The sequence below is a fragment of the Aeromonas sanarellii genome, from assembly GCF_000820085.1.
Lineage (GTDB): Bacteria > Pseudomonadota > Gammaproteobacteria > Enterobacterales > Aeromonadaceae > Aeromonas > Aeromonas sanarellii.
The window spans coordinates 56,025-82,330 of sequence record NZ_CDBN01000094.1 but is presented as its reverse complement, the minus strand read 5'-3'; the positions used below and the strand labels follow the sequence as shown (position 1 = coordinate 82,330).

Genomic DNA, 26,306 nt, shown 5'->3' with positions numbered 1-26,306 from the left:
GCCCCCACCACCGCCAGCTTCTTGGGCTGGGGCACCCGGCCGAAGGTGAGCTCGGTCTCGAAGCAGGCTCGCGGGTTGACCAGACAGGAGGCGCGCTTCTGCTTGAACACGTGATCCAGGCAGGCCTGGTTGCAGGCGATGCAGGTGTTGATCTCGTCCGCCCTGTCTTCGGCCGCCTTGATGACGAACTCGGGATCCGCCAGGAAGGGGCGCGCCATGGAGACCATATCCGCCTCGCCCCCCGCCAGGATGCGCTCCGCCACCTCCGGCGTGTTGATGCGGTTGGTGGTGATGAGGGGCACGGTGAGATGCTTCTTCAGCTCGGCGGTCACCCAGCTGAAGGCGCCGCGCGGCACGCTGGTGGCTATGGTGGGGATGCGGGCCTCGTGCCAGCCGATGCCGGTGTTGATCAGGGTCACTCCCACCGCTTCCAGCGCCTTGCCCAGCGCAATCACCTCTGCCAGGGTCGAGCCCTGCTCCACCAGATCCAGCATGGAGAGGCGGAAGATGATGATGAAATCCGGGCCGACCCGCTCGCGGATGGCGCGCACTATCTCCACCGGGAAGCGCATCCGGTTATCAAAGCTGCCGCCCCAGCCGTCGGTACGCTTGTTGGTGCGCTCGCAGATGAACTGGTTGATGAGATAGCCTTCCGACCCCATCACCTCCACGCCGTCGTAACCCGCACTCCTGGCCAGGGTTGCCGTGGTGGCGAAGTCGCGGATGGTGCCGCGGATCTGCCGCTCGCTCATGGCGCGGGGCTTGAACGGGGAGATGGGCGCCTTGAGGGCGCTCGGCGCCAGGCTGAACGGATGATAGGCGTAGCGGCCGGCATGGAGGATCTGCAGCGCTATCTTGCCCCCTTCCCGGTGCACCGCCTCGGTCACCTTCCTGTGCTTGGCCACCTGCCAGGGGAAGCTCAGCTGGGTGCCATGGGGCACCAACCGCCCCCGCAGGTTGGGGGCGATGCCGCCGGTCACGATGAGACCGACCCCGCCACGGGCCCGCTCGCCGTAGAAGGCGGCCAGCTTGTCGAAGCCCCCCTTCTCCTCTTCGAGGCCGGTGTGCATGGACCCCATCAATACGCGGTTGCGCAGCCGGGTAAAGCCGAGGTCGAGGGGGGTCAGCAGCGTGGGATAACGGCTCATCATGAACTCCTTGTCGGGGCCGGGCTGGAGGCACCCCGCCCTGATCCGGCCATCGCCCAAGGCCAGGGCGACGTCGGCAGGATGGGCGTGTGGCTCACGGGGCCTCCAGTTAATTTTTTGTTATCAAACTGGGGCTAGAGTAAAGAATCAAAAATTCTTTTTCAAACAATTGTTTGGACATTTTTTCAGCGAACAGCCGTGTTCCGAAGGCGGGGCAGGCGATCGTCGCCAAGGGGAAATGGCAATTAACGGTGCAACTGGTTAATAATGCCCTTCTCTACCCATTAACAGGGCGACAACGCAGCCATGTCTATTTTCAAAGGTCTGGGGTGGCTATTTCGCAGCCTCTGGCGTCTGCTCAACTTTACCCGGTTGATGCTGGTCAACCTGCTGTTTCTGCTCGTCGTGCTGGTCATCGCCTTCAGCGTCGGCCAGAGCGAGACCCCGGACACCCCCATCGAGGGAGCCCTCACCCTCAACCTCTCCGGCGTGCTGGTGGAGCAGCGCACTCAAACCGATCCGACCGTGCAACTGCTGCGGCAGATGGACAGCAGCGACGAGCAGCCGAGCGAGATAGTGCTCTCCGATCTGCTGTGGGCCATCAAGAGCGCCGGGGATGACGATCGCATCAAGGCGCTGGTGCTCAAGCCCCAGGGACTGCAGGGAGCCAGCCTCTCCAAGCTGCAGGAGGTGGCAGCCGCCATCGACGCCTTCAAGGAGAGCGGCAAGCCGGTCATCGCCATGGCCGACTACTACAGCCAGGGAGCCTACCTGCTCGCCGCCCACGCCGATCACGTGCTGCTCAACCAGAGCGGTGCCGTGCTGATCGAGGGCCTCGGCGTCTACCAGACCTATTTCAAGTCGGCGCTGGAGAAGCTCAACGTCACCCCCCACGTGTTCAAGGTCGGCACCTACAAGTCCTTCGTCGAACCCTATACCCGGGACGAGATGTCCCCCGAGAGCAAGGAGGCGAACCAGCGCTGGCTGGATCAGCTGTGGCAGTCCTATGTGGCGGACGTGGCCGAGCAGCGGGAGATCGAGCCCGATGCGGTCGCACCCAACAAGGATCACTTCCTCGAGCTGCTGCGCAAGGCCGGTGGCAACGCCGCCAGCTACGCCCTCGACAACGGCCTGGTGGATCAGCTCGCCACCCGCGACGAGATGACCCAGGCGGTGATCAAGGAGGTGGGCGAGAGCGATGATCACGGCTGGAAGGGGGTGGGCCTCAAGGAGTACCTGGCCGCCATTCCGGAGCAGTATCCCCAGAGCGGCAAGGATGAGGTGGGCCTCATCACCGCCAGCGGCGCCATCATGGACGGCGTGCAACCCGCCGGCACCATAGGGGGCGACAGCCTGGCCGATCTGCTGGCCGAGGCCCGCCGCGACGACCAGGTGAAGGCCGTGGTGCTGCGGGTCGACAGCCCGGGGGGCAGCGCCTTCGCCGCAGAACAGATCCGCGCCGAGCTGCTGGCCCTGAAACAGGCGGGCAAGCCGGTGGTCATCTCCATGGGCAGCTACGCCGCCTCCGGTGGCTACTGGATCTCCGCCGATGCGGACAAGATCTTCGCCTCCCCCACCACCCTCACCGGCTCCATCGGGGTGTTCGGCATGTTCGCCACCATCGACAAGGCGCTCTCCCAGTACGGGGTGCACACCGACGGCGTGGGCACCACGGACTTCGTGGGGATCGGGTTGACCCGGGCCCTGCCTGAGCACGTGGGCGAGGCCATCCAGCTCAGCGTGGAAGACACCTACCAGCGCTTCGTCGGCCTGGTGGGCAAGGGCCGCGGCCTGAGCCCGGAGGAGGCGGAGAAAGCCGCCGAGGGCCGGGTCTGGACAGGTCGGGATGCCAAGGATCTGGGGCTGGTGGACGAGTTCGGCAATCTGGACGACGCCCTCAAGGCCGCCGCCGAGCTCGCCAATCTCAAGCGCTGGCAGGTCACCCCCATAGCACCGGAAGAGTCAGCCCGGGACAAGTTCCTGCGCGAGCTGTTTGACAGCAGCGCCCGCATCCTGGCCCCGCACCTGCAGAGCTGGCTGCCCGCGGGCTTTGGCAAGGCGCTGCTGGAGATGAACCGCGGCCTGGATCCCCTGACCCGCTTCAACGATCCCCAGGGCACCTATGCCTTCTGCCCGGTCTGTGTCCAGTGACGTGACTCCCCCATAAAAAAAACCGCCCTCGGGCGGTTTTTTTTATGGGGGAAGAGAAGAAAGCCTCAGGCCAGCAGGCCGGACTCATGCCAGCGGTGCAGCTCGGCCAGCACCCGGGTCTCCCGCACCGTCCACTGGGGACAGGGGCCGGCCAGCTGGGTCTTGTTGGTCTGCAGGGCCTCGGCCAGGGCGAACCAGCCCGGGGCGAAGCCGAGGCGGATCTCGTAAGGCTGGGGACAGGGCTCGCTCCACCCCTCCCCCACCCGGCAGAGGTAATAGGACGATCGGATGCAGTAGGCGTCGTAGTCCGGCTCGCGGGCGGCGCGGTACTCCCGGGTTTCTCCCAGCAGGGGCCCCACCTCCAGCAGCTCGGCACCGCACTCTTCCCGCAGCTCACGGGCCAGGGCGGCACCGTGGCACTCCCCCGCCTCGACGCCGCCACCGGGGAACATGAGATCCCCGTTGACGCTAGAATGCACCAGCAGCAGTTCATCCCCGCGCATCACCACGGCCCTGACCGTGGTCCGCTCGAGCACCCTCCCCTCGCAGGGGACCTGACCATGGACGAGGCGGATGTCGAAGGCATGGGCCCACTCAAGGGCGCCGGATGGCAGCGGTATCATGGGGCCTGGTAGCTCCCTTGTCTGAGCGCCTCGACTATGGTGGCGGCCGCCTGATCCAGCCTCTCCTGCTGCTCCTTGCCGATGGCGTGGTAGATCCCGAGCCGGGTGGAGGAGACCTCGGGGCTCTCCTGGAAGGACTCGCTCACCTTGCCCCACAGGTAGGCCTGATCAAACGCCTTCTGCCCCATGTAGAGGGTGCTGAGGGCCGTCAGGATCCGGCTGTTGACCCTGTCTCCCTCCCCGTAGAGGGAGAGCGCATGGTGCATGAGCGTGATGGCTTTCTGTGGCTCGCTCTTGGCATAGATGCCCCCCAGGGCCAGTTGCAGTTCGGGCTCCTCGAGGGCGGGGGTGCCTTCCAGCGCCAGGAAGTCGGCCCGGGCCTGGGGATTGGTGTTGTTGGTCCAGTGCCAGAGCAGCAGATAGGGATCCCGGGAATTGCGGGTCTGCGCATCCAGCTGCTCCAGCTGGGTGCCGGCGGCCAGCATGCCCTCCACCCGGGGGCTCTTCTGCTCGCGGGCCCGCTTGTACTCGATGTTGGTGGAGTGCTCGGCGCACTGCAGGTAGCGCTCCAGTCCGCGCATCAACTCGTACTGGCGCCTGTCCGTCCCCTCCTCCTGCAGGCGGTAGCGGGCGCGGATGACGTCGCTGCGCTCGTGGCGACACCAGCCGTCGTCCACCAGATCCTCACACAGGGCCGGGGATTGGGAACAGATGTTGTGGATCCTGTCGTCGTCGCAGGCCGTCAACGTCAGGCAGCAGGCGAGGGAGAGCAGTAACGGACGCTGTGGGAATAGGGTCATGGTTCACGTCTGGTCGGTAACAATCGCAACCCGCCCTGGCCACCGCCAACTAGCAAACAGGCTACATATCCATTACAATGCGCGCGCCGTATAAGGCCGCGACTGCAGAATAATATAACGAAACCATCAGCCCTACACTGATCTGCATTCGACGAATTTCAATTTGCCCAGGCAACTTGCTTCAACAACGTGAAATAAAGGATCTGGTTAATGACCCACGAGCACTACTTGCAGGCGTGGCAGGAGAGCCAGGAGCTCGCCGAAGCCATGCAACCCTTGATAGGCCGCCTCTACCGCCAGCAAGGGGTAGAGATCACCATCTTTGGCCGCCCCCTGCAAAACGCCTCCACCATCGACATCCTCAAGGCCCACCGGGTCGTTCGCCGCCACCAGGGCACCCCCCTCCCCATCCAGCACAGCTTCCCCCTGCTGCAAGCCATGGTCGCGCTGAACCCGACCGCCGCCGAAGTCGATCTCGGCAAGCTGGCGGTGGGTTACTGGCAGGATCATGAGGACGAGTCGGGCATCGAGGACTATCTGCGAGCCAAGCTGGCACCGGCCCTGAACCGGGCGGGCGTGCCCGCTCCGACCGACGTGGTGCTCTACGGTTTCGGCCGCATCGGCCGCCTGCTGGCCCGGCTGCTGATCGAGCGCACCGGCGCCGCCAACTCCCTGCGCCTGCGCGCCATCGTCGTGCGCGGCGGCCGGGACGGGGATCTGGAGAAGCGCGCCAGCCTGCTGCGCCGCGACTCGGTGCACGGCCCCTTCAACGGCTCCATCGAGGTGGATGTGGAGCGCAGCGCCATCATCGCCAATGGCACCTTCATCCAGGTGATCTATGCAAACAGCCCGGCCGACATCGACTACACCGCCTACGGCATCGATAACGCGCTGATCGTCGACAACACCGGCGTCTGGCGCGACGAGGCGGGCCTGTCCGAGCACCTCAAGGCGCGCGGCGCCGCCCGGGTGCTGCTGACTGCCCCCGGCAAGGGGGAGATGAAGAACGTGGTGTTCGGGGTCAACCACGAGGTGATAGGCCCGGATGACAAGATCATCTCCGCCGCCTCCTGCACCACCAACGCCATCACCCCTGTGCTCAAGGTGATGCAGGACAGGTACGGCATCCGCCACGGCCACGTGGAGACGGTCCACTCCTACACCAACGATCAGAACCTCATCGACAACTATCACAAGGGCGAGCGCCGCGGTCGCAGCGCGGCCCTCAACATGGTAATGACCAGCACCGGCGCCGCCAAGGCGGTGGCCAAGGCGCTGCCGGAACTCAAGGGCAAGTTGACCGGCAACGCCATCCGGGTGCCGACCCCCAACGTGTCCCTGGCCATCATCAATCTGTCCCTGGAGCAGGCGACCGACCGGGAGAGCCTCAACGCCTATCTGCAGCAGATGGCCCTGAGCTCGGCCCTGCATCGCCAGATCGACTTCAGCGCCAGTACAGAGCTGGTCTCCTCCGACATGGTGGGATCCCGCTTCGCGGGCATCGTCGACTCCCAGGCCACCATCGCCGAGGGGGATCACTGCGTGCTCTACGTGTGGTATGACAACGAGTTCGGGTACAGTTGTCAGGTGGTGCGGGTGATGGAGCAGATGGCCGGCGTAGTCCGCCAGGATCTGCCGGTCTGATCCCGCAGTTTATGGCTCAATAGTTCAAGGAGAGGCCGGATGTCGTTTCAACAGGGTGAGTTTTTGCAAGCAATCAGGCAGATGCCCGAAGAGGTGTACGAGCGGCTCAAGACCGCGGTCGAGCTCGGCAAATGGCCGGACGGCAAGCCCCTCACCGAGGAGCAGAAGGCCACCTCCCTGCAGGCCGTGATGGCCTGGCAGGCGATGCACCTTGAGAACCCCGAGCACATGAACATTGGCCGTGACGGCGAGATAGTGATGAAGAGCAAGAGCGAGCTCAAGCGCCAGTATCGCGACGAGGAAGAGATAGTCCGTATCGAGATCAGCCACTGAGCCTGACCTGCCCGCAACAACTACAGAGGGGAGCCAATATGGCTCCCCTCTCTCTTTGCACTGTGCAGCAAGCTTTACCTTCAGGGGGTCAGCTCGCCGCGCAGCGACTGTTGCATCAGCTCGCGGATGCGCGGGGCCGGCAGATCCTGGCTCAGCAGGAAGTGCAGCTTGGTGAGCGCCGCCTCGGCGGTCATGTCGAAGCCCGAGATGACCCCGGCCCGGGAGAGGGCGTTGCCGGTGGCATAGCCCCCCATGTTGACCTTGCCGTGCAGGCACTGGCTCAGGTTGACGATGATGACGCCGCGGGCCGAGGCCTCGGAGAGCAGCGCCAGCATGGCCGGGTTCTGCGGCGCATTGCCCACCCCGAAGGAGAGCAGGATCAGCGCACGCACCGGCTGCTGCAGGATGTTGGCGATCACCTCGGCCGAGATGCCGGGGTAGAGGGTCACCACACCGATGGGCTGGGGGGTGATGTCGTGCAGCACCAGGGGGCGATCGGAGGGCATCCCCAGCTCACCGGCCTCCAGGGAGATGGCGATGCCGGCGTTGAGCAGCGGCGGGTAGTTCGGCGAGTCGAAGGCGTGGAAGCCGTCGGCGTGCACCTTCTTGCTGCGGTTGCCGCGATAGAGCTGGTTGTTGAAGAACAGCGTCACCTCGTGGATCGGGTAGTTGGCCGCGATGTAGAGGGCGTTCAGCAGGTTCTGCTGACCGTCGGAGCGCAGCTCGGCGAGCGGGATCTGGGAGCCGGTGATGATCACCGGCTTGTGCAGATCCTCGAGCATGAAGGAGAGCGCCGAGGCGGTGAACGACATGGTATCGGTGCCGTGCAGGATGACGAAACCGTCGTACTGCTCGTAGTTGCCTTTAATGTCCTCGGCGATGCGCTGCCAATCCGCCGGCGTCATGTCGGAAGAGTCGATGAGGGGAGCATATTCGTGGATATGGTAATCCGGCATTTCCGGTCGATGGAACTCGGGCATCCGCGCCAGACAGTCTTCCATGAAGCCCGCCATCGGCACATAGCCGTGGTCGGAACGCTGCATCCCTATGGTGCCGCCTGTGTAGGCGATGTAGATGGACTTCTTCACACCCTCTCCTCTTTGTGGACTGGAAACCGGCAAATCATGTTGGGGCTCAACCGACACGTTCCCTCGTCACGCCCAGTATCCTGGTGCGGACAGGGGGAAATATCGGGCATCAGCCGCGTCCTTCACTTCCTGCTTCCCCCTGCGGGCTGGAAACGGGCGAATTATAAAGAGTGTCGCCCCAAATGACAGCCGCGACTGCATCACCGCCCTTCGCAGCGGACTCCGCATGGCAGTGTTAAATTCCATGTTAACGTCTTGTTTTAATCATTAATGTGATGAACATGGATATAAACGATGTTTTTTGCTAATATCCGCCGGATTTCTCAAGAATCTCATCTGAACGCCCGCCGCTGACGGGCTCGTATCGTTCCCATTTTCGCGTGGGACGGGGCCCAGGCCCCCTCTGTAATTGGCGCCTTCGCCACTCTGTTTCATCCCGGCTGGATCTGTGCGTCTTTCTCGCCAAAGACACAGCCGATCAACATGGGAGTACCGAATGCTACAACTTGATTCCTACACCACCCTGGTCGCCGCCACTCTGGTGCTGCTGCTCGGCCGTCTGCTGGTCAACCGGATCGGGCCGCTGCGCACCTTCAACATCCCCAAACCCGTGGCCGGTGGCCTGGTTGTCGCCCTTATCCTGCTGCTGCTGCGCTCCACCCTGCAACTGGAGGTGCAATTTGACACCAGCCTGCAGACCCCGCTGATGCTGACCTTCTTCGCCTCCATCGGCCTCTCCGCCGATCTCGCCAGCCTCAAGCGCGGCGGCAAGGCGGTGCTCACCTTCCTGCTGGTGGTCACCGGCCTGCTGCTGATGCAGAACAGCCTGGGGGTGGGTCTGGCCACCCTGCTGGGTCTGGATCCCCACATGGGGTTGCTGGCCGGTTCCATCACGCTGTCCGGCGGCCACGGCACCGGGGCCGCCTGGGGCTCCATCTTCACCGAGAAGTACGGGGTGCAGTCCGCCGCCGAGCTCGCCATCGCCTGCGCCACCTTCGGCCTGGTGCTGGGGGGGGTGATCGGCGGCCCCGTGGCCCGTCATCTGGTGAAGAAGGTGCAGGTGCCCGGCGAGGAGCACAACCGGGACGATGCTCCCCAGGGCTTCGAGATGCCGGACATGGAGCGGCCGCTGACCACCTTCAGCGTGATCGAGACCCTGGCGCTCATCGCCATCAGCCTGAAGGGGGGCGAGATGCTCTCCGCCTACCTCAAGGGCGGCGCCCTGGAGCTGCCGGTCTTCGTCTGCGTGCTGTTCGTCGGCGTGCTGCTGCGCAACGTGCTGACCCTGCTGAACTGGCACGAGGTGAGCGATCGGGAGGTCTCCCTGCTCGGCAACGTCAGCCTGTCGCTCTTCCTGGCCATGGCCCTGATGAGCCTGAAGCTGTGGGATCTGGCGAGCCTGGCCCTGCCCATCTTCGTGCTGCTGGCGGCCCAGACGGTGGCGATGGCGCTCTACGCCGTGTTCGTCACCTTCAGGGTCATGGGCAGCAACTACGACGCGGCCGTGCTGGCGGCGGGCCACTGCGGCTTCGGCCTCGGCGCCACCCCCACGGCAATTGCCAACATGCAGGCCATCACCCAGCGCTTCGGCCCGTCCCACATGGCGTTCCTGGTGGTGCCCATGGTGGGCGCCTTCTTCATCGACATCATCAACGCCGTGGTGATCAAGCTGTTCCTGGCACTGCCCTTCCTGTAATTCCCGTCCTCTCAGACGCAATAGGCACAGGAACCCTCAACCCGGGGGATGCTGGTGACCGAGGCCCCCTCTTTTTGCGAAGAGGGGGCTTTTTGCGTAATAGGAGTCAGACAGCGACCGCCTTGATCACCTTCCACTACTATTGGCTTACGACGTAGTCAATGTGAGGTGATGTGGTGAGACTCAACAGTCTGCGCAATAAAGTGTCTCTCTATCTTCTGCTGCTGATCTCATGCGCAGCAGCCATCAGCTATGGCGTCAGCACGACCGTACTCTCTGCCAATACCCGGATTCTAAACGAGCATAATCAGCAAGCAGCCCTGGATCGTGCCCAGCTGTACATTGAATCCATGCACAAGAGCCTCATGATCAGCACACGAGACTATGCCGAATGGCGAGACTCCATTCGCTTTATCCATGGCAACTTGCCCACTTATCTCGACGAGAACTTCAACGCGGGAACACTGGATAACCTCAATGCCCACTTTGTCCTGTTCATCAGACCGGATCACTCGCTCTACCGTGTAATCGGTAGAGGGGGAGCGACCTACGTGACGCTGGGCAACACCCACCCCATCTGGCCCAAAACGCAGGACTATCTCACCCGCTACTGGTCATCACCAGGCACACGGGGATACACACTGAACGGCTGGTATCAAGAGCAACCCATCCTGCTAGCGGTTCATCCTGTTCACGACCCTGATGCCACCAACCCGCAGCTGGAGGGCTGGATAGCCATGATCCGCCAACTTGATGGGACAGGCGTGCAACAGATCCGGGACATGACCAAGCTGGACATCGAGTTTCTCCGAGATACAGGGGGGGCCCCCCTTGCCGAGCAACGCGCTCTGCCAGACAGCGAGAATACCAATCGGCTCATACTGCGCATCCCCCCAGATCACCAATTGCTGACACAACAGCGGCTCAGCAATCGCATGCTACTCATCAACTCAACCCTGCTCCTGATCGCCGCCGGTCTGGGCACTATTACCATTTATGAACGAATGGTGATGCGTCGGCTCACCATTTTTACCCGCCTGGCCGAGCAATACAGCAGCCTGCAGCCAACAAGCAAACACTGGCCTCTATCGGGTAACCCCGAGTTCGATACTCTGGCCAAGGCGCTCAATAGCATGGTGGAACAGCTCCGACTCTCGGAGCAGGCTCTCTACGATGAGGCCAGACGCGATGGGCTGACCCAATTGGGCAATCGGAAATTTTTGAGCGAGCAGCTCAATCAGCATCCCTGCCTGCTCACCAAACATGACCGTTGCCGCATTGCCTTGCTGATGATCGATCTGGACGATTTCAAGACCCTCAATGACAGCCTGGGGCACGAGACAGGGGATCGGGTCTTGCTAACCATCGCAGAACGCCTCAAGCAGGTGATTCGTGGTGAAGACATGCTGTTTCGCATAGGTGGTGACGAATTTGCCATCATCACCAAGATGGTCAGAGAGGAAGAGGGCGCCATTTCGCTCGCCGAGCGTCTGATGTTCACTATATCCGGCCAGCAAATCGAGCAGGGAGGGCGAAAAATCCAGGTCGGAGCCTCCATCGGAATCGCTTACGATGATGGTGCCATGAGCGCAGATGAGCTCATCCGGAACGCCGACCTGGCCATGTACGATGCCAAGCAGGCGGGCAAACATTGCTACCGCTGTTATCGGGATATACTGCATCAGCAGCTTTCACAGCGCATGCAGCTGGAACAGGCATTGCGGGAAGCGTTGCAACTGCGGCAATTTGAGGTCTGGTATCAACCCATAGTGGATGTGGAAGGTGGCAGCGTCGCCATGGTGGAAGCCCTGTGCCGCTGGCCCACCCCAACGGGGTTCTGTCCCCCCAGTGTATTTATCCCTCTGGCAGAACAGGCCGGACTGATCATCCCCCTGGGTAAGTGGATTGCCGACCAGGCGATGGGAACGCTGCGTGAACTGAGATGTGCCTACCCCGACCTGAACATCAACATCAATCTGTCGGTGCTGCAATTGATGGAGCCAGATCTGGTGACACAACTCGCCGAGCTGGCCGATCGTCATCAGTTGCCGAGGAGCTCCATCCATTTTGAACTCACGGAGAGTCTCTTTGCCGAGAATCACGGTCGCTTGGAAGATCAACTGCTGGCACTGAATCAAGCGGGATTCAAAATCCATCTTGATGACTTTGGCACCGGTTACTCCTCCCTGGAGCGCTTGCTGTCCCTGCCGATCGATGCGATCAAACTGGACTACAGCTTTACCCAGACACTGCTCAAAGGGGATGAAAGGCTCGTCAAGGCGGCGCTTTTACTGGGACGCGAACTGGAGATGCCCGTCATTGCGGAAGGCGTCGAGACCGAGGAGATGCGCGTGCAACTCTACCAGTTGGGGTGCCATTTGATGCAAGGCTACCTGTTCGCGCATCCCATGAACAAAACCGATCTGACTCATTGGCTTGAACTAAAAGCTGGCAAGACCCCCGCCTGATTGACAGAGACCTGCGCCCAGCGAAGGGATGCCTTCGCTCGCTGGCGTCCCCAGGCGAGCACGCCAGGCACAACTGGCGTTTCGCCGCAAGCAGCGTTGACGACATACCCGCAGCCCCTGACGAACAAGCCCCGCGCTCTCTCGAGTGCGGGGCTTGTTTATGTCAGCTCGAACAGGCTGCGACTGGCGTCTTACAGGATAAAGGTCGACACCTGCTTGTTCAGGTCGGTGGCCCGCCCCTTGAGGTTGTGCGCCTGATCCAGGTCGCGCATGGCGGCGGCGGTGATCTCGTCGCTCACGTCCTTGATGGCGGTGGTGTTCTGGGTGATTTCGCCGGTCACCTGGGTCTGCTCCTCGGCGGCGGTGGCGATCTGGCCCGCCATGTCGGAAATCAGCGAGACGGCCTGGGTGATCTCTTCGAGCGCGGCGGCGGCAGCATCGGCGTCTTTCACGCTGTTGTCCGCGAGCCCCTGGCTGGTCTGCATCAGGCTCACCGCGCGGGCCGTGGTCTGTTGCAGCGTCTCTATGGTGGACTGGATCTCCTGGGTGGAGTCCTGGGTGCGGCGGGACAGCACCCGCACCTCGTCCGCCACCACGGCGAAGCCGCGACCCTGTTCACCGGCACGGGCCGCCTCGATGGCCGCGTTCAGCGCCAGCAGGTTGGTCTGCTCGGCGATGCCCTGGATGGTGGAGAGGATGCCGGAGATGGCCTGAGCGTGGCGACTCAGCTCGCCGATGACGCCGGTGGCCTGACCCACTTCCTCCGCCAGGTTGTTGATGGAGTGGCGGGTCTGGTTCACCAGCATCTTGCCCTGCTCGCTGCTCTGGGCGGATTGCTGGGCGGCGGCGGCGGTGTTCTCGGCGTTGCCGGCGATCTCCATGGTGGCGCTCGCCATCTCGGTGACGGCGGTGGCGACCATGGTCACCTCCTGCTGCTGGCGCTGCAGCTCTTCCACCGCGGCCTGGTTGGTCACCAGGCTGCGCTCCGCATCGGCGTTCAGCTCGTTGGCGAGCTGGCGGATGTTGCCGATCAGCTGGTGCTGGCTGCCCACGAAGCGGTTGAAGCTGTTGGCGAGCTGGCCCACCTCGTCGTTGGCGTCGATCTTGATGCGCTGGGTCAGATCGCCGTTACCGTCGGCGATGCGGGCCAGGGCCTGGGAAACCTTGGTGAGGGGGCCGAGCAGCAGGCTGACCAGCCAGGAGATGGCGAGGATACTGCCCACCAGCACCAGCAGGGCCAGGCCGAGCTGGGTCATCAGCAGGGAGGAGAGCGGCGCCTCCAGGGTCGCCTTGTCCAGCACCAGCACCAGCTCCCAGTCGGTGTTGGGGATATCCACCGCCCACAGCAGCTTGTCACGGCCCTCGTTGTCGAAGTAGGCCGGCACCAGGCTGTTGCCGCTCTTGCTCTGCTCGATCAGGGCGTTGGTCAGATCGTTGTCGATCTCGCTGGCCGGCTTCATCGCCTTGGCCGCGTCCTTGTAGGCGATGACGGTGCCGTCCTTGTGCATCAGGATGGCGAAGCCGTCCGCCGGCAGGGCCATCTTGGTGACGTCCTCCACCAGGGAGGCGATGGAGAGGTCGCCCCCCACCACGCCGCCCTGGGCCGGCTGGGCCAGGGTCACCACCAGGATGTTGTAGGCCACGTCCAGGTAGGGCTTGGTGACTATCATGCCGCCCTTGGCCATGGCTTCCTGATACCAGCCACGGGAGCGGGGATCGTAACCGTCGCGGTTGATGGAGGGGTCGGAGTCGTGCATCTTGCCGCTGCCCTCGCCGAAATAGGTGAGCTGGAAGCGGCCGGAAACCTGGGCCTGTTGCAGGGCGTTGAGGGGCTCGGGGCCGGCCTTGTTGCCAAGGGCCTGGATCACGTCACGGCGCGCGGCGAGCCAGTCGCTGACGCTGGCCGCCTGCTGGCTGCCAAGACGCTGCACCTGTTCCTGACTGCCTTGCAGCAGCAGGGACTTCTGACTGGTATAGCTCTGCCAGGAGAGCAGCAGGATCACCAGGGAGAGGGCGATGACCACAGACAACAGTATCTTCTGCTTGAGTGATAGGTTTTTCATCGTGTTTTCTTCTTGTGGGGTCAGGAACAGGATTGCTCGAGTGCACGGCACTATATGTTGTTAGCGGCCAGTCAGAGCAAAACTGAAGCTGAGAATGGCGCCACGGACGATATTTTGCCCGGAAATGAAGAAAATGGCCTGGGAAATCGGCGACGGAAGGCGACCGGGGCCAGCCAACCCTGTTTATTCCTTCTGCAATTGGCTAGAATATCCCGTTTTTAAATCACATCGACCCCGAGAGTTTTCACGATGTTTGAAGTCAATCCTGTATTAAACAAGCTTAAGGAGCTGTCTGAGAGGACCGAGCTGCTTAGGGGGTACCTTTGACTATGACGCCAAGAAAGAGCGTCTAGAAGAGGTCAATGCCGAGCTGGAACAGCCGGATGTCTGGAACGAACCCGAGCGCGCACAGGCGCTGGGCAAGGAGCGCGTCTCCCTGGAGAACGTGGTCAGCACCATAGACGTCTTGACACAAGGTGTTGAGGACGTCGAGATGCTGGTCAGCCTGGCGGTCGAAGGGGAAGACGAAGAGACCTTCAACGAGGCCGTGGCCGAAGCCGACGAGCTCGAAACCAAGCTGGTGGATCTCGAATTCCGCCGCATGTTCTCCGGTCAGCACGACGGCTCCGACTGCTACATCGACATCCAGTCCGGTTCCGGCGGCACCGAGGCCCAGGACTGGGCCAACATGGTGCTGCGCATGTACCTGCGCTGGGGCGATGCCCACGGCTACAAGCCCGAGCTCATCGAATGCTCCGAGGGCGACGTGGCCGGCATCAAGTCCGCCACCATCAAGTTCACCGGCGAGTATGCCTTCGGCTGGCTGCGCACCGAGACCGGCGTCCATCGCCTGGTCCGCAAGTCACCGTTCGATTCCGGTGGCCGTCGTCACACCTCGTTCTGCTCCGTGTTCGTCTACCCCGAGATCGATGACGACATCGAGATCGAGATCAACCCGGCCGACCTGCGCATCGACGTCTACCGCGCCTCCGGTGCCGGTGGTCAGCACGTCAACCGGACCGAGTCCGCGGTGCGTATCACCCACATCCCGACCGGCGTGGTGGTGCAGTGCCAGAACGACCGTTCCCAGCACAAGAACAAAGATCAGTGTATGAAGCAGCTGAAGGCCAAGCTCTACGAGCTGGAGATTCAGAAGCAGAACGCCGAGAAGCAAGCCCTCGAAGAGACCAAGTCCGACATCGGCTGGGGCAGCCAGATCCGCTCCTACGTACTGGATGACTCCCGTATCAAGGATCTGCGCACCGGCGTCGAGACCCGCAACACCCAGTCCGTACTCGACGGCGACTTGGACAAGTTTATCGAAGCCAGCCTGAAATCAGGCCTGTAAACAGAGCAGCAGGAATCACCATGTCTGAACAAACCACCACCCCGGAAGTCGACCAGACTCTCGAACTGAACAACGAGATGACTGAGCGTCGCTCCAAGCTGGCCGCCTTGCGCGCCCAGGGCAACCCCTTCCCCAACGACTTCCGTCGTGACAGCCTGTCCGGCGATCTGCACGCCGAGTTCGGCGACAAGAGCGCCGACGAGCTGGCGGCCTTGAATAAACGGGTGAAGATTGCCGGTCGCATCATGACCCGCCGGATCATGGGCAAGGCTTCCTTCGCGACCCTGCAGGACATGGCTGGCAAGATCCAGGTCTACGTGACCCGTGACGACCTGCCGGAAGGCTTCTACAACGAGCAGTTCAAGAAGTGGGATCTGGGGGACATCGTCGGCGTCGAGGGCACCCTGTTCCGCACCAACACCGGCGAGCTCTCCGTCCACGTCGGCGAGATCCGCTTGCTGACCAAGGCGCTGCGCCCCCTGCCCGAGAAGCACAAGGGCCTGACCGACCAGGAAGCCCGCTGCCGCCAGCGCTACCTGGACCTGATCGCCAACGAAGAGTCCCGCAAGACCTTCGTGACCCGTACCAAGGTGGTGGCCGGCATCCGCAAGTTCCTGAACGACAAGCGCTTCATGGAAGTGGAAACCCCCATGATGCAGGTCATCCCCGGTGGCGCCTCCGCTCGCCCCTTCATCACCCACCACAACGCGCTGGACATCGACATGTACCTGCGTATCGCGCCTGAGCTCTATCTGAAGCGTCTGGTGGTCGGTGGTTTCGAGCGTGTCTACGAGATCAACCGCAACTTCCGCAACGAAGGCATCTCCGTTCGCCATAACCCCGAGTTCACCATGCTCGAGTTCTATATGGCCTACGCCGACTACATCGATCTGATGGATCTCACCGAAGAGATGCTGCGCACCCTGGCGCAGGACATCCTGGGCGACACCAAGATCCGTTACGCCAAAGAAGGCGAAGAGGGCCTGACCATCGACTTCGGTCAGCCGTTCCAGCGCCTCTCCATGGTGGACTCCATCCTGAAGTACAACCCGAGCGTGACCCGTGACGATCTGGCGACCCTGGAGAAAGCCACCGCCGTCGCCAAGGGCCTGAAGATCGAGCTGATGAAGAGCTGGGAGCTGGGCCACGTGATCACCGCGATCTTCGAAGAGACCGTGGAGCACATGCTGCTGCAACCGACCTTCATCACCGAGTACCCGGCCGCCGTCTCTCCCCTGGCCCGCCGCAACGACCAGAACCCGGACGTCACCGACCGTTTCGAGTTCTTCATCGGCGGCCGCGAGCTGGCCAACGGCTTCTCCGAGCTGAACGATGCGGAAGATCAGGCCGAGCGCTTCCAGGCCCAGGTTGACCAGAAGGCCGCAGGCGACGACGAAGCCATGTTCTACGACGCCGACTTCGTGACCGCGCTGGAGCACGGTCTGCCGCCCACCGCCGGTCAGGGCATCGGTATCGACCGTCTGGTGATGCTGTTCACCAACAGCCACACCATCCGCGACGTCATCCTGTTCCCGGCCCTGCGTCCGCAGAAGTAAGTGTGATCCCCGCCGGGCTTCCTCCCGAGCGCGATCACAATGGAAACGCCCCGCACTGCGGGGCGTTTTTTTATCTCCGATGATCCAGGGCGGGCTGCCCCGGCTTTATATCGCCGGCGGCAACAACCACGCCCCCTGCCACAGGGTCAGCGCCCGGCCCGCCATCAGCACCCGCTCCCCTTGCAGGATGAGCCTGAGCTCCCCGCCTCTGGCCGAGATCTGGCGCGCCTTGAGCCGCGTCTTGCCGAGCCGCTCGGCCCAGAAGGGCACCAGGGCGCAGTGGTTGGAGCCGGTCACCGGATCCTCGTCCACCCCGACCCAGGGGGCGAAGTAGCGGGAGACGAAGTCATGGTCCGAGTCGCTCGAGGGCGCCGTCACCATCAGACCGCGACCGGGCAACGCGCGCAGGGCGTGAAAATCCGGGGTGAGCGCGCGGACCGCCTCCTCGCTACCGAGCTCAAGCAGGAACTTGGCCCCCGCAGCGAAACTGTGGACAGGCTGGCAACCAAGAGCCGCCCCATAGGCGGGATCCAGCTCGAGGGGCGCCAGGGAGATGCGGGGAAAATCGAGCCAGATCCACTCCCCCTCCCGCCGGGCCAGTAGTTCGCCACTGCGGGTCTCGAAGCGGATGGGGAGATCCCCGGGCACCTCCCCCGTCTGCCACAGCACGTGGGCCGCCGCCAGGGTGCCATGGCCGCACAAGTCCACCTCCACTTGTGGGGTGAACCAGCGCAACCCATAGTGCCCCTCTCCCAGCCGGGTCAGAAAGGCGCTCTCAGAGAGGTTGAACTCCGCCGCCATGGCCTGCAGCTCGGCGTCGGGCCGCGTTTCCCCCAGCACCACCACGGCGGGGTTGCCTCCGAAGGGGTGATGGCTGAAGGCGTTGACATGATAGAGACGGGACATGGTTGCTCCTTGGGGCATGAGTTATCCCCGGGAGAGGGGGCTCGGCAAGGCCATTTTTATATCACGGGCGCCCCGGGGCTGAGATGGATTTTGGCTTTATAAATTCATAAATCGCATAAAGAAGATATTTTTATTCTTTGTTGTTATTCATTACACCCCTTACCCTGACCAAAAATCAGACCATGGAAGACATGTGTGATGCCATTGACAGCCCCCACCCTGAGCCCGCTCTCTGACGAGCAGCAGCGCCAGCTCAACCAAGTTCTCTCCACCCTCAATACCCAGCAACTGGCCTGGGTCAGCGGTTATCTCTACGGCCTCTCCCAGGCGGGCGTCCAGCCCGTGGCGGCCGCAGGCGCAGAAACCGCGGCCCCCGGCGGCAGCCTGACCATCCTCTACGGCTCCCAGACCGGCAACGCCAAGGGCGTGGCCAGCGCCATCAAGGCGCAGGCCGAGGCCCGCGGCCTGCCGGTGACCCTGACCTCCATGGCGGACTACAAACCCAAGCAACTCAAGAAAGAGACCCACCTGCTGGTGGTAGTGAGCACTTACGGGGAGGGGGAGCCCCCCGAGAGCGCCGTCGATCTGTTCGAGCAGCTCAAGAAGGGCAAGGTCGGCAAGCTGGACGGCCTCAGGTTCGCCGTGCTGGGGCTGGGTGACAGCTCCTACGAGTTCTTCTGCCAGACCGGCAAGGATTTCGACGGCTTCCTGTCAAAAGCCGGTGGTGAGCGCATTTATGAGCTTGCGAGCCTGGATGTGGATTATCAGGATGCCGCCAAGGCCTGGGGCGAACAGGCCGTTGCGGCGGTCGCCGCCACCCTGTCCGCAGGCGCCGCGACCGCCAGCGTGGCGGGCGCGGTGCAGGCCGCCGTCGGCCACAGCCAGTACCACAAGGAGAACCCCTTCCCGGCACGGCTCTCGGTGAACCAGAAGATCACCGGCCGCGACTCCACCAAGGACATCCACCATATCGAGATCAACCTGGAAGAGTCCGGCATCACCTATCAACCGGGAGATGCGCTCGGTATCTGGTTCGACAACGACGCGGATCTCGTGGGAGAAGTGCTGGCCCTGGCCGGTCTGACCGGTGACGAGGCCACCCCCCATGGCAACCTGAAGGACGCCCTGACCCGCCACTACGAGCTGACCCGGCTGCACGGGGGCTTTATCACGGGCCTCGCCGAGATCGCGGGCAACGCGGCACTGAAGGATCTGGCCGGTGACAAGGCCCAGATCAACGCCCTGGTGGCCAGCGCCCAGGTGGTGGACGTACTGAAACGCTTCCCGGCTTCCTTGAGTGCCGATCAACTGATCGCGCTGCTGCGCCCCCTCACTCCCCGCCTCTACTCCATCGCCTCCGCCCAGAGCGAGGTGGAAGAGGAGGTACACCTGACCGTCGGCGTGGTGCGCTACCCGCAGGAAGATGGCACTGTGCGCTCAGGCGGCGCCTCCTCCTATCTGGCGGACCGTCTGCCGGAAAATGCCGAGGTACGGGTCTTCGTGGAGCACAACGACAATTTCCGCCTGCCGCAAAACCCCGACACCCCCGTCATCATGGTGGGTCCGGGCACCGGCATCGCCCCCTTCCGCGCCTTTATGCAGGAGCGGGAAGCCCAGGGGGCAGAGGGCAAGAACTGGCTCTTCTTCGGCAACCCCCACTTCACCCAGGACTTCCTCTATCAGGTGGAGTGGCAGCGTTATGTGAAATCGGGCCTGCTGTCGAAAATTTCCCTGGCCTTCAGCCGGGATCAGGGCCACAAGATCTATGTACAGGACAGACTGCGCGAAGCCGGGCTCGAGCTCTACCAGTGGCTGGAAGCAGGCGCTCACTTCTATGTGTGCGGCGACGCCAACCACATGGCGAAGGATGTGCAGGAGGCCCTGCTGGATGTGATTGCCGAACACGGCCACAAGAGCCGTGAGGAGGCGGAAGAGTATCTGAGCGAATTGCGTCGTGCCAAACGTTATCAAAGGGATGTCTACTGATGAGCAAAAAAACGATTCCGGGACCGGTCGAAGGGCCGCTCTCCGACAACGAGCGCCTCAAGCGCGAGAGCAACTTCCTGCGCGGCACCATAGCCGAGGATCTGCAGGATCCCCTCACCGGTGGCTTCAACGGCGACAACTTCCAGCTGATCCGCTTCCACGGCATGTACCAGCAGGATGACCGCGACATCCGCCCGGAGCGCGCGGCCCAGAAGCTGGAGCCCCTGCACAACGTCATGCTGCGCGCCCGCCTGCCGGGCGGCATCATCACCCCGGCCCAGTGGCAGGTGATCGACAAGTTCGCCGAAGAGCACAGCCTCTACGGCAGCATCCGCCTGACCACCCGCCAGACCTTCCAGTTCCATGGCGTACTCAAGCGAGACATCAAGCTGATGCACCAGACCCTCAACAGCACCGGCATCGACAGCATAGCCACCGCGGGCGACGTGAACCGCAACGTGCTGTGCACCAGCAACCCGGTGGAGTCCGAGCTGCACCAGGAGGCCTACGAGTGGGCCAAGAAGATCTCCGAACACCTGCTGCCCAAGACCCGCGCCTATGTGGAGATCTGGCTGGACGGCGAGAAGCTGGGGGGTGACGAGGAGCCGATCCTGGGTTCCACCTACCTGCCGCGCAAGTTCAAGACGACGGTCGTGATCCCGCCCCACAACGACGTGGATATCCACGCCAACGATCTCAACTTCGTGGCCATTAGCGATCACGGCAAGCTGGTGGGCTTCAACGTGCTGGTGGGCGGGGGTCTCGCCATGACCCATGGCGATACCAGCACCTACCCGCGCAAGGCGAGCGACTTTGGCTTCATCCCGCTCTCTCACGTGCTGGAAGTGGCGGCCGCCGTGGTCAGCACCCAGCGCGATTGGGGCAACCGGGTCAACCGCAAGAACGCCAAGACCAAGTACACCCTGGAGCGCGTCGGCGTCGAGGCTTTCAAGGCCGAGGTGGAGAGCCGCGCCGGCATCCAGTTCGGGCCGGTTCGCCCCTATGAGTTCACCAGCCGTGGCGATCGCTTCGGCTGGGTGGAGGGGATCGACGGCAAGCACCACCTCACCCTCTTCATCGAGAACGGCCGCCTGCTGGACTTCCCGGGCAAGCCCCTCAAGACCGGCATGCTGGAGATCGCCAAGGTGCATCAGGGTGACTTCCGCCTGACCGCCAACCAGAACCTCATCATCGCGGGCGTGCCTGCCGGTGAGAAGGCCCGCATCGAAGCCCTGGCGCGCCAGTACGGCCTGCTGGATGACGGCGTGAGCGAGCAGCGCAAGCAGTCCATGGCCTGCGTGGCCCTGCCCACCTGTCCGCTGGCGATGGCCGAGGCCGAGCGCATGTTACCCGCCTTCGTCACCGACATCGAGGGCTTGCTGGCCAAGCACGGTCTGGCGGATGACGCCATCATCTTCCGGGTCACCGGCTGCCCCAATGGCTGCGGTCGCGCCATGCTGGCGGAAGTGGGGCTGGTGGGCAAGGCGCCGGGACGCTACAACCTGCACCTGGGGGGCAACCTCGAGGGGACCCGCATCCCGCGCCTGCATCTGGAGAACATCACGGAGCCGCAGATCCTGGCGGAGCTCGACACCCTGATCGGCCGCTGGGCCAAGGATCGCAACCCGGGCGAGTGCTTCGGCGATTTCGTCATTCGCGCCGGCATCATAGCCCCGGTCATCGACTCCGCGAGGGACTTCTATGCAGCCTGAGCAGACTGGTACAGCCCGGCTGGCGCGCACCGCCGACGGCCGGCTCGACCTTGACGCCCTGCTGGCCCTGAGCCGCGAGGAGCAGACCGAGGCGCTGGCCCCCCTCAACCGGGAGCTGGACGCCATGAGCGCCCCCGAGCGGGTGCGCTGGGCCCTGGCCAACCTGCCGGGGGAGCATGTGCTGTCGTCGAGCTTCGGCATCCAGGCGGCGCTCATGCTGCACCTGGTGAGCCGCGAGCGGGCCGACGTGCCTGTGGTGCTGACCGATACCGGTTATCTCTTTCCCGAGACCTACCGTTTCATCGACGAGCTGACCGAGCGTCTCGCCCTCAACCTCAAGATCTATCGGGCCGAACTCAGCCCGGCCTGGCAGGAGGCCCGCTTCGGTCTCCTGTGGGAGCAGGGGGTGGAGGGGATCACCCGCTACAACCAGCTCAACAAGGTGGAGCCCATGGACCGCGCCCTGAACGAGCTCGGTGCCCGCACCTGGTTCTCGGGCCTGCGCCGGGAGCAGTCCGGCAGCCGGGGCAAGCTGCCGGTGCTGGCCATCCAGCGCGGCCGCTTCAAGTTCCTGCCGGTGATCGACTGGAGCAACAAGGACGTCTTCTACTACTTCAAGGAGTTCGACCTCCCCTACCACCCGCTGTGGGAGCAGGGCTACCTGTCGGTGGGCGACGTGCACACCACCACCAAGTGGGAGCCCGGCATGAGCGAGGAGCAGACCCGCTTCTTCGGCCTCAAGCGCGAGTGCGGCCTGCACGAGGAGAACGGCGAGAACGACGGATCCGGCATCTGAGCCCGACCTTCGTCCATAAAAAAACGCCCGGCCAGTGCCGGGCGTTGTCGTCTCGGGCCGGCGCACTCAGCACCGTTGCCAGGTCTCGAAGCGATAGGGATGGGGGTTCTTCTCGTCAGCGGGATGGGCCTCGCTCTCCACGAGCAGCCACTGCTCGTCGTCGAACGCCGGGAAGCGGGTGTCCCCTGCCACCGCCAGATCGATGCGGGTCAGATAGAGCCTGTCGGCCCGGGGCAGCAGCTGGCCATAGAGGTGGCCACCACCTATCACCATCAGCTCCTCTGGCGACTCGGCCTCAGATAATGTGGCCAACACCTCGTCGATGGATGAAAAAACCTCTATGCCGGGCGCTTTGAATCCCGGATTACGGCTAATGACCAGGTTGCGGCGCCCGGGCAGCGGGCGGCCGATGGACTCGAAGGTCTTGCGCCCCATCAGCACCGGCTTACCCAGGGTCACCCGCTTGAAGTGGGCCAGATCGGCCGGCATATGCCAGGGCATCTGGTTGTCCAGACCGATCACGCGATCGTGGGCCATGGCGGCAATCATGGAAATTTTCATGGTGTCGGTCTCTTGCACCCTGACTCAGACAATGGGGCGATTACGGTACACGACCAGGGAGGGTATCGCCAGCCCGAAGCTCAATGCTCCTACTATAAAGATAGCCTTCAAGCCGTTCTCCACCGCGCTCTGGAGCAGTTCCATGGTCACCCCGGAGATGTTGAGCTCCACTATGGCGATCATGGTCTTGAACGCATAGCTGCCCGGGATCATGGGGATGATGGAAGCGACGCTGAACACCGGGCGTGGCGCCAGCAGACGGCGCGACCAGTAGACACAGACAAAGCCGACCGTGGTCGCCGCCGCCAGGGTGGCCCACTCGATGGGCATGCCGTAGTGGATGAGCAGGGTGCGCAGGCTGTGGGCCAACGCGCCCCCCATGGCGCAGTATTTCAGCATCCGTGGCGGTACGTTGAACAGCATGGCAAAGCCCACCGCCGGAATCGCCGACCAGAAGGCATCCTTGGCCAGCAGCCAGAGCAGATCCATCATGCCTTTCCTCCTTGAATGCGGCCGACCGACGTCGCCAGCGTGATATTCGGCGCCTGATGCAAACCCCTCATACCTTCCACCCCCAGATACCGGTGACCGACATGGCCAATATGATGCCGATGGCGGCACTGATGGTGAGCAGGGTCGCCGTGCCCCAGCGGGCCAGCCCCATGTTGAAGTAGCCCTTCACCATGTCGGAGACCGCGTTGATGAGCGGGAACCCCGGCACCAGCAGCAGCACGCTGGCCGCCATGGCGAGATAGGGTTGCTCGCCCCAGCCAAAGAAGGTAGCGCTGGAGGAGAGCAGTGTCGCAATGAAGCCGGTGGCGGCGAAGTTGATGAGCGGGCTGTGGTGATGGCGGGCGATCAGCTGGCGCACCCGCATCGCCACCGAGGCCGAGAAGCAGGTCACCAGGAAGATGGGCCAGTCACCGCCGAACAGCAGGCTGAAGGCGCCGCAGGAGAGGCCCACCATGGGCACCACCAGCCAGGGGTGGTAATGGAACGGCGTGATGGCCTCCAGCCGCTGGCGCACTTCCCGCGCACCGATCAGCGCCTTTTCCGTCATGATGCAGATGCGCTGGATCTCGCACACCACCTGCATGTTGATGCCGTGCTCCCGCACCCGGCGCGTGGTGGTGACGCAACTGCCACGATAGAGGCTGGTGAGCACGATGGCGCTGGAGGAGATGGCCATCTCGACGCTCTCCAGCCCCAACGCCATGCCGAGCCGGACCGTGGTCTGCTCTATGATGCGGCTCTCGGCCCCAAACTGGGCCAGCATCTGGCCCGCCTTGACGATGATCCGGGTGATCTCCGTCTGCTGCTCCCGCGACAGCTCCCTTCCTGGTGTGATGCTGCTCATGATCCCTTTGAGTGTTAGCAAGATGGAATATGCCGAGATATTACCCCAAACGTGATATTTCTCCATCCCTATCTGCCGCACCACCGGCCTTGCGGGTATTAATTCAATGGGAGCTGCTGATTTGCAGCAAATAAAAAACAAATCGCCCAGGTTGCTTAACACCGGGCGATCTTCATTAAAGAGTGGAGGGGAATATATATCCGGCGGGTGACCAGGCGTTATTTTTCTTTGCGGTAGGTCGCAAGCTGGACAACATTATTTGGCAACGGGTTATCCTGCGTTTCGGCCGATGATTCGTTCTGCAGCTGAATGAGATGGTGGCGCATGGCATGGACGGATTCGTGCATCATATTGGCAATGCGGATGCAGCTGTCCATATTGTTCTTGGCGAGACGGCGCTGACAGTCGATGCGAAATTGCAGGCCTCGCAACCGCCGTTGCTGCTCCGGTCCCACCTGGGCGATCAGGGCATCTATCTGCTGGTGCAGCAGCGCATCGAGCCGTTTCGGGTCGGCCAGGGCCCAGTGCTTCAGGGTGTCGAAATCGGGCAGCTCCATGTCTCCTCCTGGCTGGACCTGTGGTGGTGGCACGGCACGACGCCGCCGGTGCATCACCCCTTCACTGTCCATAGGAAAGGTTATATAGGATGGCGATGAATTTGGGTCAGTCAGCTCCGAGCCACAGGAGTCCTTCTTTCCGGAGAAGGGGGCGTTTTGCCGGGGAGGAATTCATTTATTCCTTATTATTCATGAAATTGTTTTCAATCTGCCTGCGTCAGTTTTTTTATAAAATTTAAAGTCGTTTATAGCCACTCTTATGCGCTATTCATCGGTGCGACATAAATAGTTTTTCGTTCGAATCTCGGCCTGAATGACCCGACTTCCCGCCTCCTCCCGGTGGTTTAACATATCTCACTGATTATGTTATTTTATTTTCCACTTATTAGGACAACCAAGAGCAGACCATGAGCAAGGCAAGAATCGGTATCGTCACCGTCAGCGATCGCGCCAGCGCGGGCATCTACGAAGATCTCTCCGGCAAGGCCATCATAGACACGCTGAACGCCTATCTGACCTCGGCGTGGGAGCCCGTCTATCAGGTGATCCCGGACGAGCGGGACCAGATCGAGGCAACCCTGGCTCGGCTGGTCGACGAAGAGCAGTGCTGCCTCGTCGTCACCACGGGTGGCACCGGGCCGGCCAGGCGGGATGTGACCCCGGAGGCGACCGAAGCGGTCTGCGATCGCATGATGCCGGGCTTTGGCGAACTGATGCGGGCAGAGTCCCTCAAGTTCGTGCCGACCGCCATCTTGTCGCGCCAGACCGCCGGCCTGCGCGGCAGCTCCCTCATCGTCAACCTGCCGGGCAAGCCCAAGTCCATCCGCGAGTGCCTGGACGCTGTCTTCCCCGCCATCCCCTACTGCATCGATCTGATGGAAGGGCCCTATCTCGAGTGCGACGAGGCGGTCATCAAGCCGTTCCGCCCCAAGAAATAAGCCACTCTCTCCATGACATGAACAAGGTGGACGAAAGAGCCGACCACCTTGTTTTATGATCTCGCGCCGCGCCCTGCCCGCTACTTCCTGCCATAGACCTCGACGCCGGCCTTGCTCCCTGACGAGTTGCCGTAGACCTCTATCTTCTTGATGCAGAGCCGGCTGCCGAGGGACTTCCACCCAGACTCCTGACCCTCTTTCAGGTTCCTGTCAAAGTGCAGGGTCTTGCTGCGGTCGTTGCCGTAGATCACCTTGACCCTGTCCAGGGTCAGATCCCGCCTCGCCTTCACCATGAGCGACTTGACGGGTCGACAGATGACCATGGGGATAGTGGCCGGATAATCCCCCACGCCCAGCAGCAGTGTCTTGCCAAGGCGAATATCATCATCCGCCAGGGCCGGCGTGGCCAGCATCAGCAGGGAGAACGAGAGCGCGACCAGGCCGGGCGCGTGAGCTTGACGAGGGTGTGAAATGGACATGATGCCTCCTGAAAATGGAGGCATCTTAATGAGCCGAACCTAAACCCAGGCTGTACTGGAGCTGAATCCAAGCTGGACCAGGACTGAACGGGCGCC

22 protein-coding genes are annotated in these 26,306 nt (G+C 62.8%); 11 read left to right on the top strand and 11 right to left on the bottom strand.

Translation table 11 applies throughout. The features are described from left to right. Positions 1 to 1,148: 2,4-dienoyl-CoA reductase FMN-binding domain-containing protein (locus BN1132_RS17970; RefSeq protein ID WP_042079187.1), on the bottom strand; the 1,148-nt coding region annotated here is incomplete at its 3' end. 306 nt (positions 1,149 to 1,454) lie between these two features. Between BN1132_RS17970 and sppA the strand changes: the two genes are divergently transcribed. Then, positions 1,455 to 3,299: a signal peptide peptidase SppA gene (gene sppA / locus BN1132_RS17965; RefSeq protein WP_042079186.1), complete on the top strand. Its 1,845-nt coding sequence runs from the start codon at positions 1,455 to 1,457 to the stop codon at positions 3,297 to 3,299. Between the two features lie 65 nt (positions 3,300 to 3,364). Here the strand turns inward: sppA and BN1132_RS17960 are convergent, their stop codons facing one another. Both BN1132_RS17960 and BN1132_RS17955 read right to left on the bottom strand, forming a co-directional pair. Continuing rightward, the gene (locus tag BN1132_RS17960) at positions 3,365 to 3,922 is read right to left on the bottom strand and encodes an NUDIX domain-containing protein (protein ID WP_042079185.1); all 558 of its coding nucleotides are present in this window, start codon (positions 3,920 to 3,922) and stop codon (positions 3,365 to 3,367) included. Further along, positions 3,919 to 4,722, bottom strand: a complete 804-nt coding sequence (locus tag BN1132_RS17955) for a DUF2989 domain-containing protein (protein WP_042079184.1) — start codon at positions 4,720 to 4,722, stop codon at positions 3,919 to 3,921. Before BN1132_RS17955 ends, BN1132_RS17960 begins: the two co-directional genes overlap by 4 nt. A gap of 210 nt (positions 4,723 to 4,932) precedes the next feature. Between BN1132_RS17955 and BN1132_RS17950 the strand changes: the two genes are divergently transcribed. Together BN1132_RS17950 and BN1132_RS17945 are read left to right on the top strand one after the other, a co-directional pair. After that, the gene (locus BN1132_RS17950; RefSeq protein ID WP_042079183.1) at positions 4,933 to 6,366 is read left to right on the top strand and encodes a glyceraldehyde-3-phosphate dehydrogenase; all 1,434 of its coding nucleotides are present in this window, start codon (positions 4,933 to 4,935) and stop codon (positions 6,364 to 6,366) included. A gap of 39 nt (positions 6,367 to 6,405) precedes the next feature. Beyond that, positions 6,406 to 6,699, top strand: coding sequence for a YeaC family protein (locus tag BN1132_RS17945; RefSeq protein WP_042079182.1), 294 nt, complete (start codon positions 6,406 to 6,408; stop codon positions 6,697 to 6,699). An 80-nt stretch (positions 6,700 to 6,779) separates the two neighbouring features. On the opposite strand, the gene ansA is transcribed toward BN1132_RS17945, so the two are convergent. After that, positions 6,780 to 7,787 carry an asparaginase gene (gene ansA / locus BN1132_RS17940; RefSeq protein WP_042079181.1) on the bottom strand — a complete coding sequence of 336 codons (1,008 nt, stop codon included), beginning with the start codon at positions 7,785 to 7,787 and terminating at the stop codon, positions 6,780 to 6,782. Between the two features lie 496 nt (positions 7,788 to 8,283). On the opposite strand from ansA, the gene gltS reads away from it, so the two are divergent. Next, complete coding sequence (gltS, locus tag BN1132_RS17935; protein WP_042079180.1) at positions 8,284 to 9,483, top strand: sodium/glutamate symporter; 1,200 nt, start codon at positions 8,284 to 8,286, stop codon at positions 9,481 to 9,483. 176 nt (positions 9,484 to 9,659) lie between these two features. Next, a complete protein-coding gene (locus tag BN1132_RS19220; protein WP_157005488.1) occupies positions 9,660 to 11,951 on the top strand; it encodes a bifunctional diguanylate cyclase/phosphodiesterase in 2,292 nt (763 codons plus the stop codon). Positions 11,952 to 12,142: 191 nt separating this feature from the next. On the opposite strand, the gene BN1132_RS17925 is transcribed toward BN1132_RS19220, so the two are convergent. Further along, complete coding sequence (locus tag BN1132_RS17925) at positions 12,143 to 14,014, bottom strand: methyl-accepting chemotaxis protein (protein ID WP_042079179.1); 1,872 nt, start codon at positions 14,012 to 14,014, stop codon at positions 12,143 to 12,145. 249 nt (positions 14,015 to 14,263) lie between these two features. Here BN1132_RS17925 and prfB point away from each other — a divergent pair. Then, a protein-coding gene (prfB, locus tag BN1132_RS17920; RefSeq protein WP_157005485.1) for a peptide chain release factor 2 occupies positions 14,264 to 15,362 on the top strand; the annotation gives its coding sequence in 2 pieces (ribosomal slippage) (positions 14,264 to 14,338 and positions 14,340 to 15,362; 1,098 coding nt in all). A 20-nt stretch (positions 15,363 to 15,382) separates the two neighbouring features. Further along, a complete protein-coding gene (gene lysS / locus BN1132_RS17915; RefSeq protein ID WP_042079176.1) occupies positions 15,383 to 16,918 on the top strand; it encodes a lysine--tRNA ligase in 1,536 nt (511 codons plus the stop codon). Between the two features lie 105 nt (positions 16,919 to 17,023). Here the strand turns inward: lysS and BN1132_RS17910 are convergent, their stop codons facing one another. Continuing rightward, positions 17,024 to 17,824: a PhzF family phenazine biosynthesis protein gene (locus BN1132_RS17910; protein WP_042079174.1), complete on the bottom strand. Its 801-nt coding sequence runs from the start codon at positions 17,822 to 17,824 to the stop codon at positions 17,024 to 17,026. Positions 17,825 to 18,022: 198 nt separating this feature from the next. Here BN1132_RS17910 and BN1132_RS17905 point away from each other — a divergent pair, with 198 nt between their 5' ends. The 3 genes from BN1132_RS17905 to BN1132_RS17895 are packed head-to-tail and all read left to right on the top strand — an operon-like array spanning position 18,023 to position 22,318. Further along, positions 18,023 to 19,810: an assimilatory sulfite reductase (NADPH) flavoprotein subunit gene (locus tag BN1132_RS17905; protein WP_042079173.1), complete on the top strand. Its 1,788-nt coding sequence runs from the start codon at positions 18,023 to 18,025 to the stop codon at positions 19,808 to 19,810. Further along, on the top strand, positions 19,810 to 21,522 hold the full coding sequence (gene cysI / locus BN1132_RS17900; RefSeq protein WP_042079172.1) for an assimilatory sulfite reductase (NADPH) hemoprotein subunit: 1,713 nt from the start codon (positions 19,810 to 19,812) through the stop codon (positions 21,520 to 21,522). Before BN1132_RS17905 ends, cysI begins: the two co-directional genes overlap by 1 nt. Further along, entirely contained in the window at positions 21,512 to 22,318 is an 807-nt protein-coding gene (locus BN1132_RS17895) for a phosphoadenylyl-sulfate reductase (RefSeq protein WP_042079171.1), read from the top strand. Before cysI ends, BN1132_RS17895 begins: the two co-directional genes overlap by 11 nt. A 66-nt stretch (positions 22,319 to 22,384) precedes the next feature. Here BN1132_RS17895 and folA read toward each other — a convergent pair whose 3' ends face one another. The 4 genes from folA to BN1132_RS17875 form a co-directional block, all read right to left on the bottom strand. After that, positions 22,385 to 22,879, bottom strand: a complete 495-nt coding sequence (folA, locus tag BN1132_RS17890) for a type 3 dihydrofolate reductase (RefSeq protein WP_042079169.1) — start codon at positions 22,877 to 22,879, stop codon at positions 22,385 to 22,387. Positions 22,880 to 22,903: 24 nt separating this feature from the next. Then, entirely contained in the window at positions 22,904 to 23,371 is a 468-nt protein-coding gene (locus BN1132_RS17885) for a threonine/serine exporter family protein (protein ID WP_042079168.1), read from the bottom strand. A 67-nt stretch (positions 23,372 to 23,438) separates the two neighbouring features. Beyond that, positions 23,439 to 24,236 (bottom strand): threonine/serine exporter family protein, encoded by a 798-nt coding sequence (locus BN1132_RS17880; RefSeq protein ID WP_042079167.1) that lies wholly within the window; start codon positions 24,234 to 24,236, stop codon positions 23,439 to 23,441. A gap of 218 nt (positions 24,237 to 24,454) precedes the next feature. Continuing rightward, complete coding sequence (locus BN1132_RS17875) at positions 24,455 to 24,793, bottom strand: DUF3135 domain-containing protein (RefSeq protein ID WP_042079166.1); 339 nt, start codon at positions 24,791 to 24,793, stop codon at positions 24,455 to 24,457. A 407-nt stretch (positions 24,794 to 25,200) separates the two neighbouring features. Here BN1132_RS17875 and mog point away from each other — a divergent pair, with 407 nt between their 5' ends. Next, positions 25,201 to 25,731 carry a molybdopterin adenylyltransferase gene (gene mog / locus BN1132_RS17870; protein WP_042079165.1) on the top strand — a complete coding sequence of 177 codons (531 nt, stop codon included), beginning with the start codon at positions 25,201 to 25,203 and terminating at the stop codon, positions 25,729 to 25,731. An 80-nt stretch (positions 25,732 to 25,811) separates the two neighbouring features. Here the strand turns inward: mog and BN1132_RS17865 are convergent, their stop codons facing one another. Next, entirely contained in the window at positions 25,812 to 26,150 is a 339-nt protein-coding gene (locus BN1132_RS17865) for a DUF2541 family protein (protein WP_244462969.1), read from the bottom strand. Positions 26,151 to 26,306 lie beyond the last annotated feature (156 nt).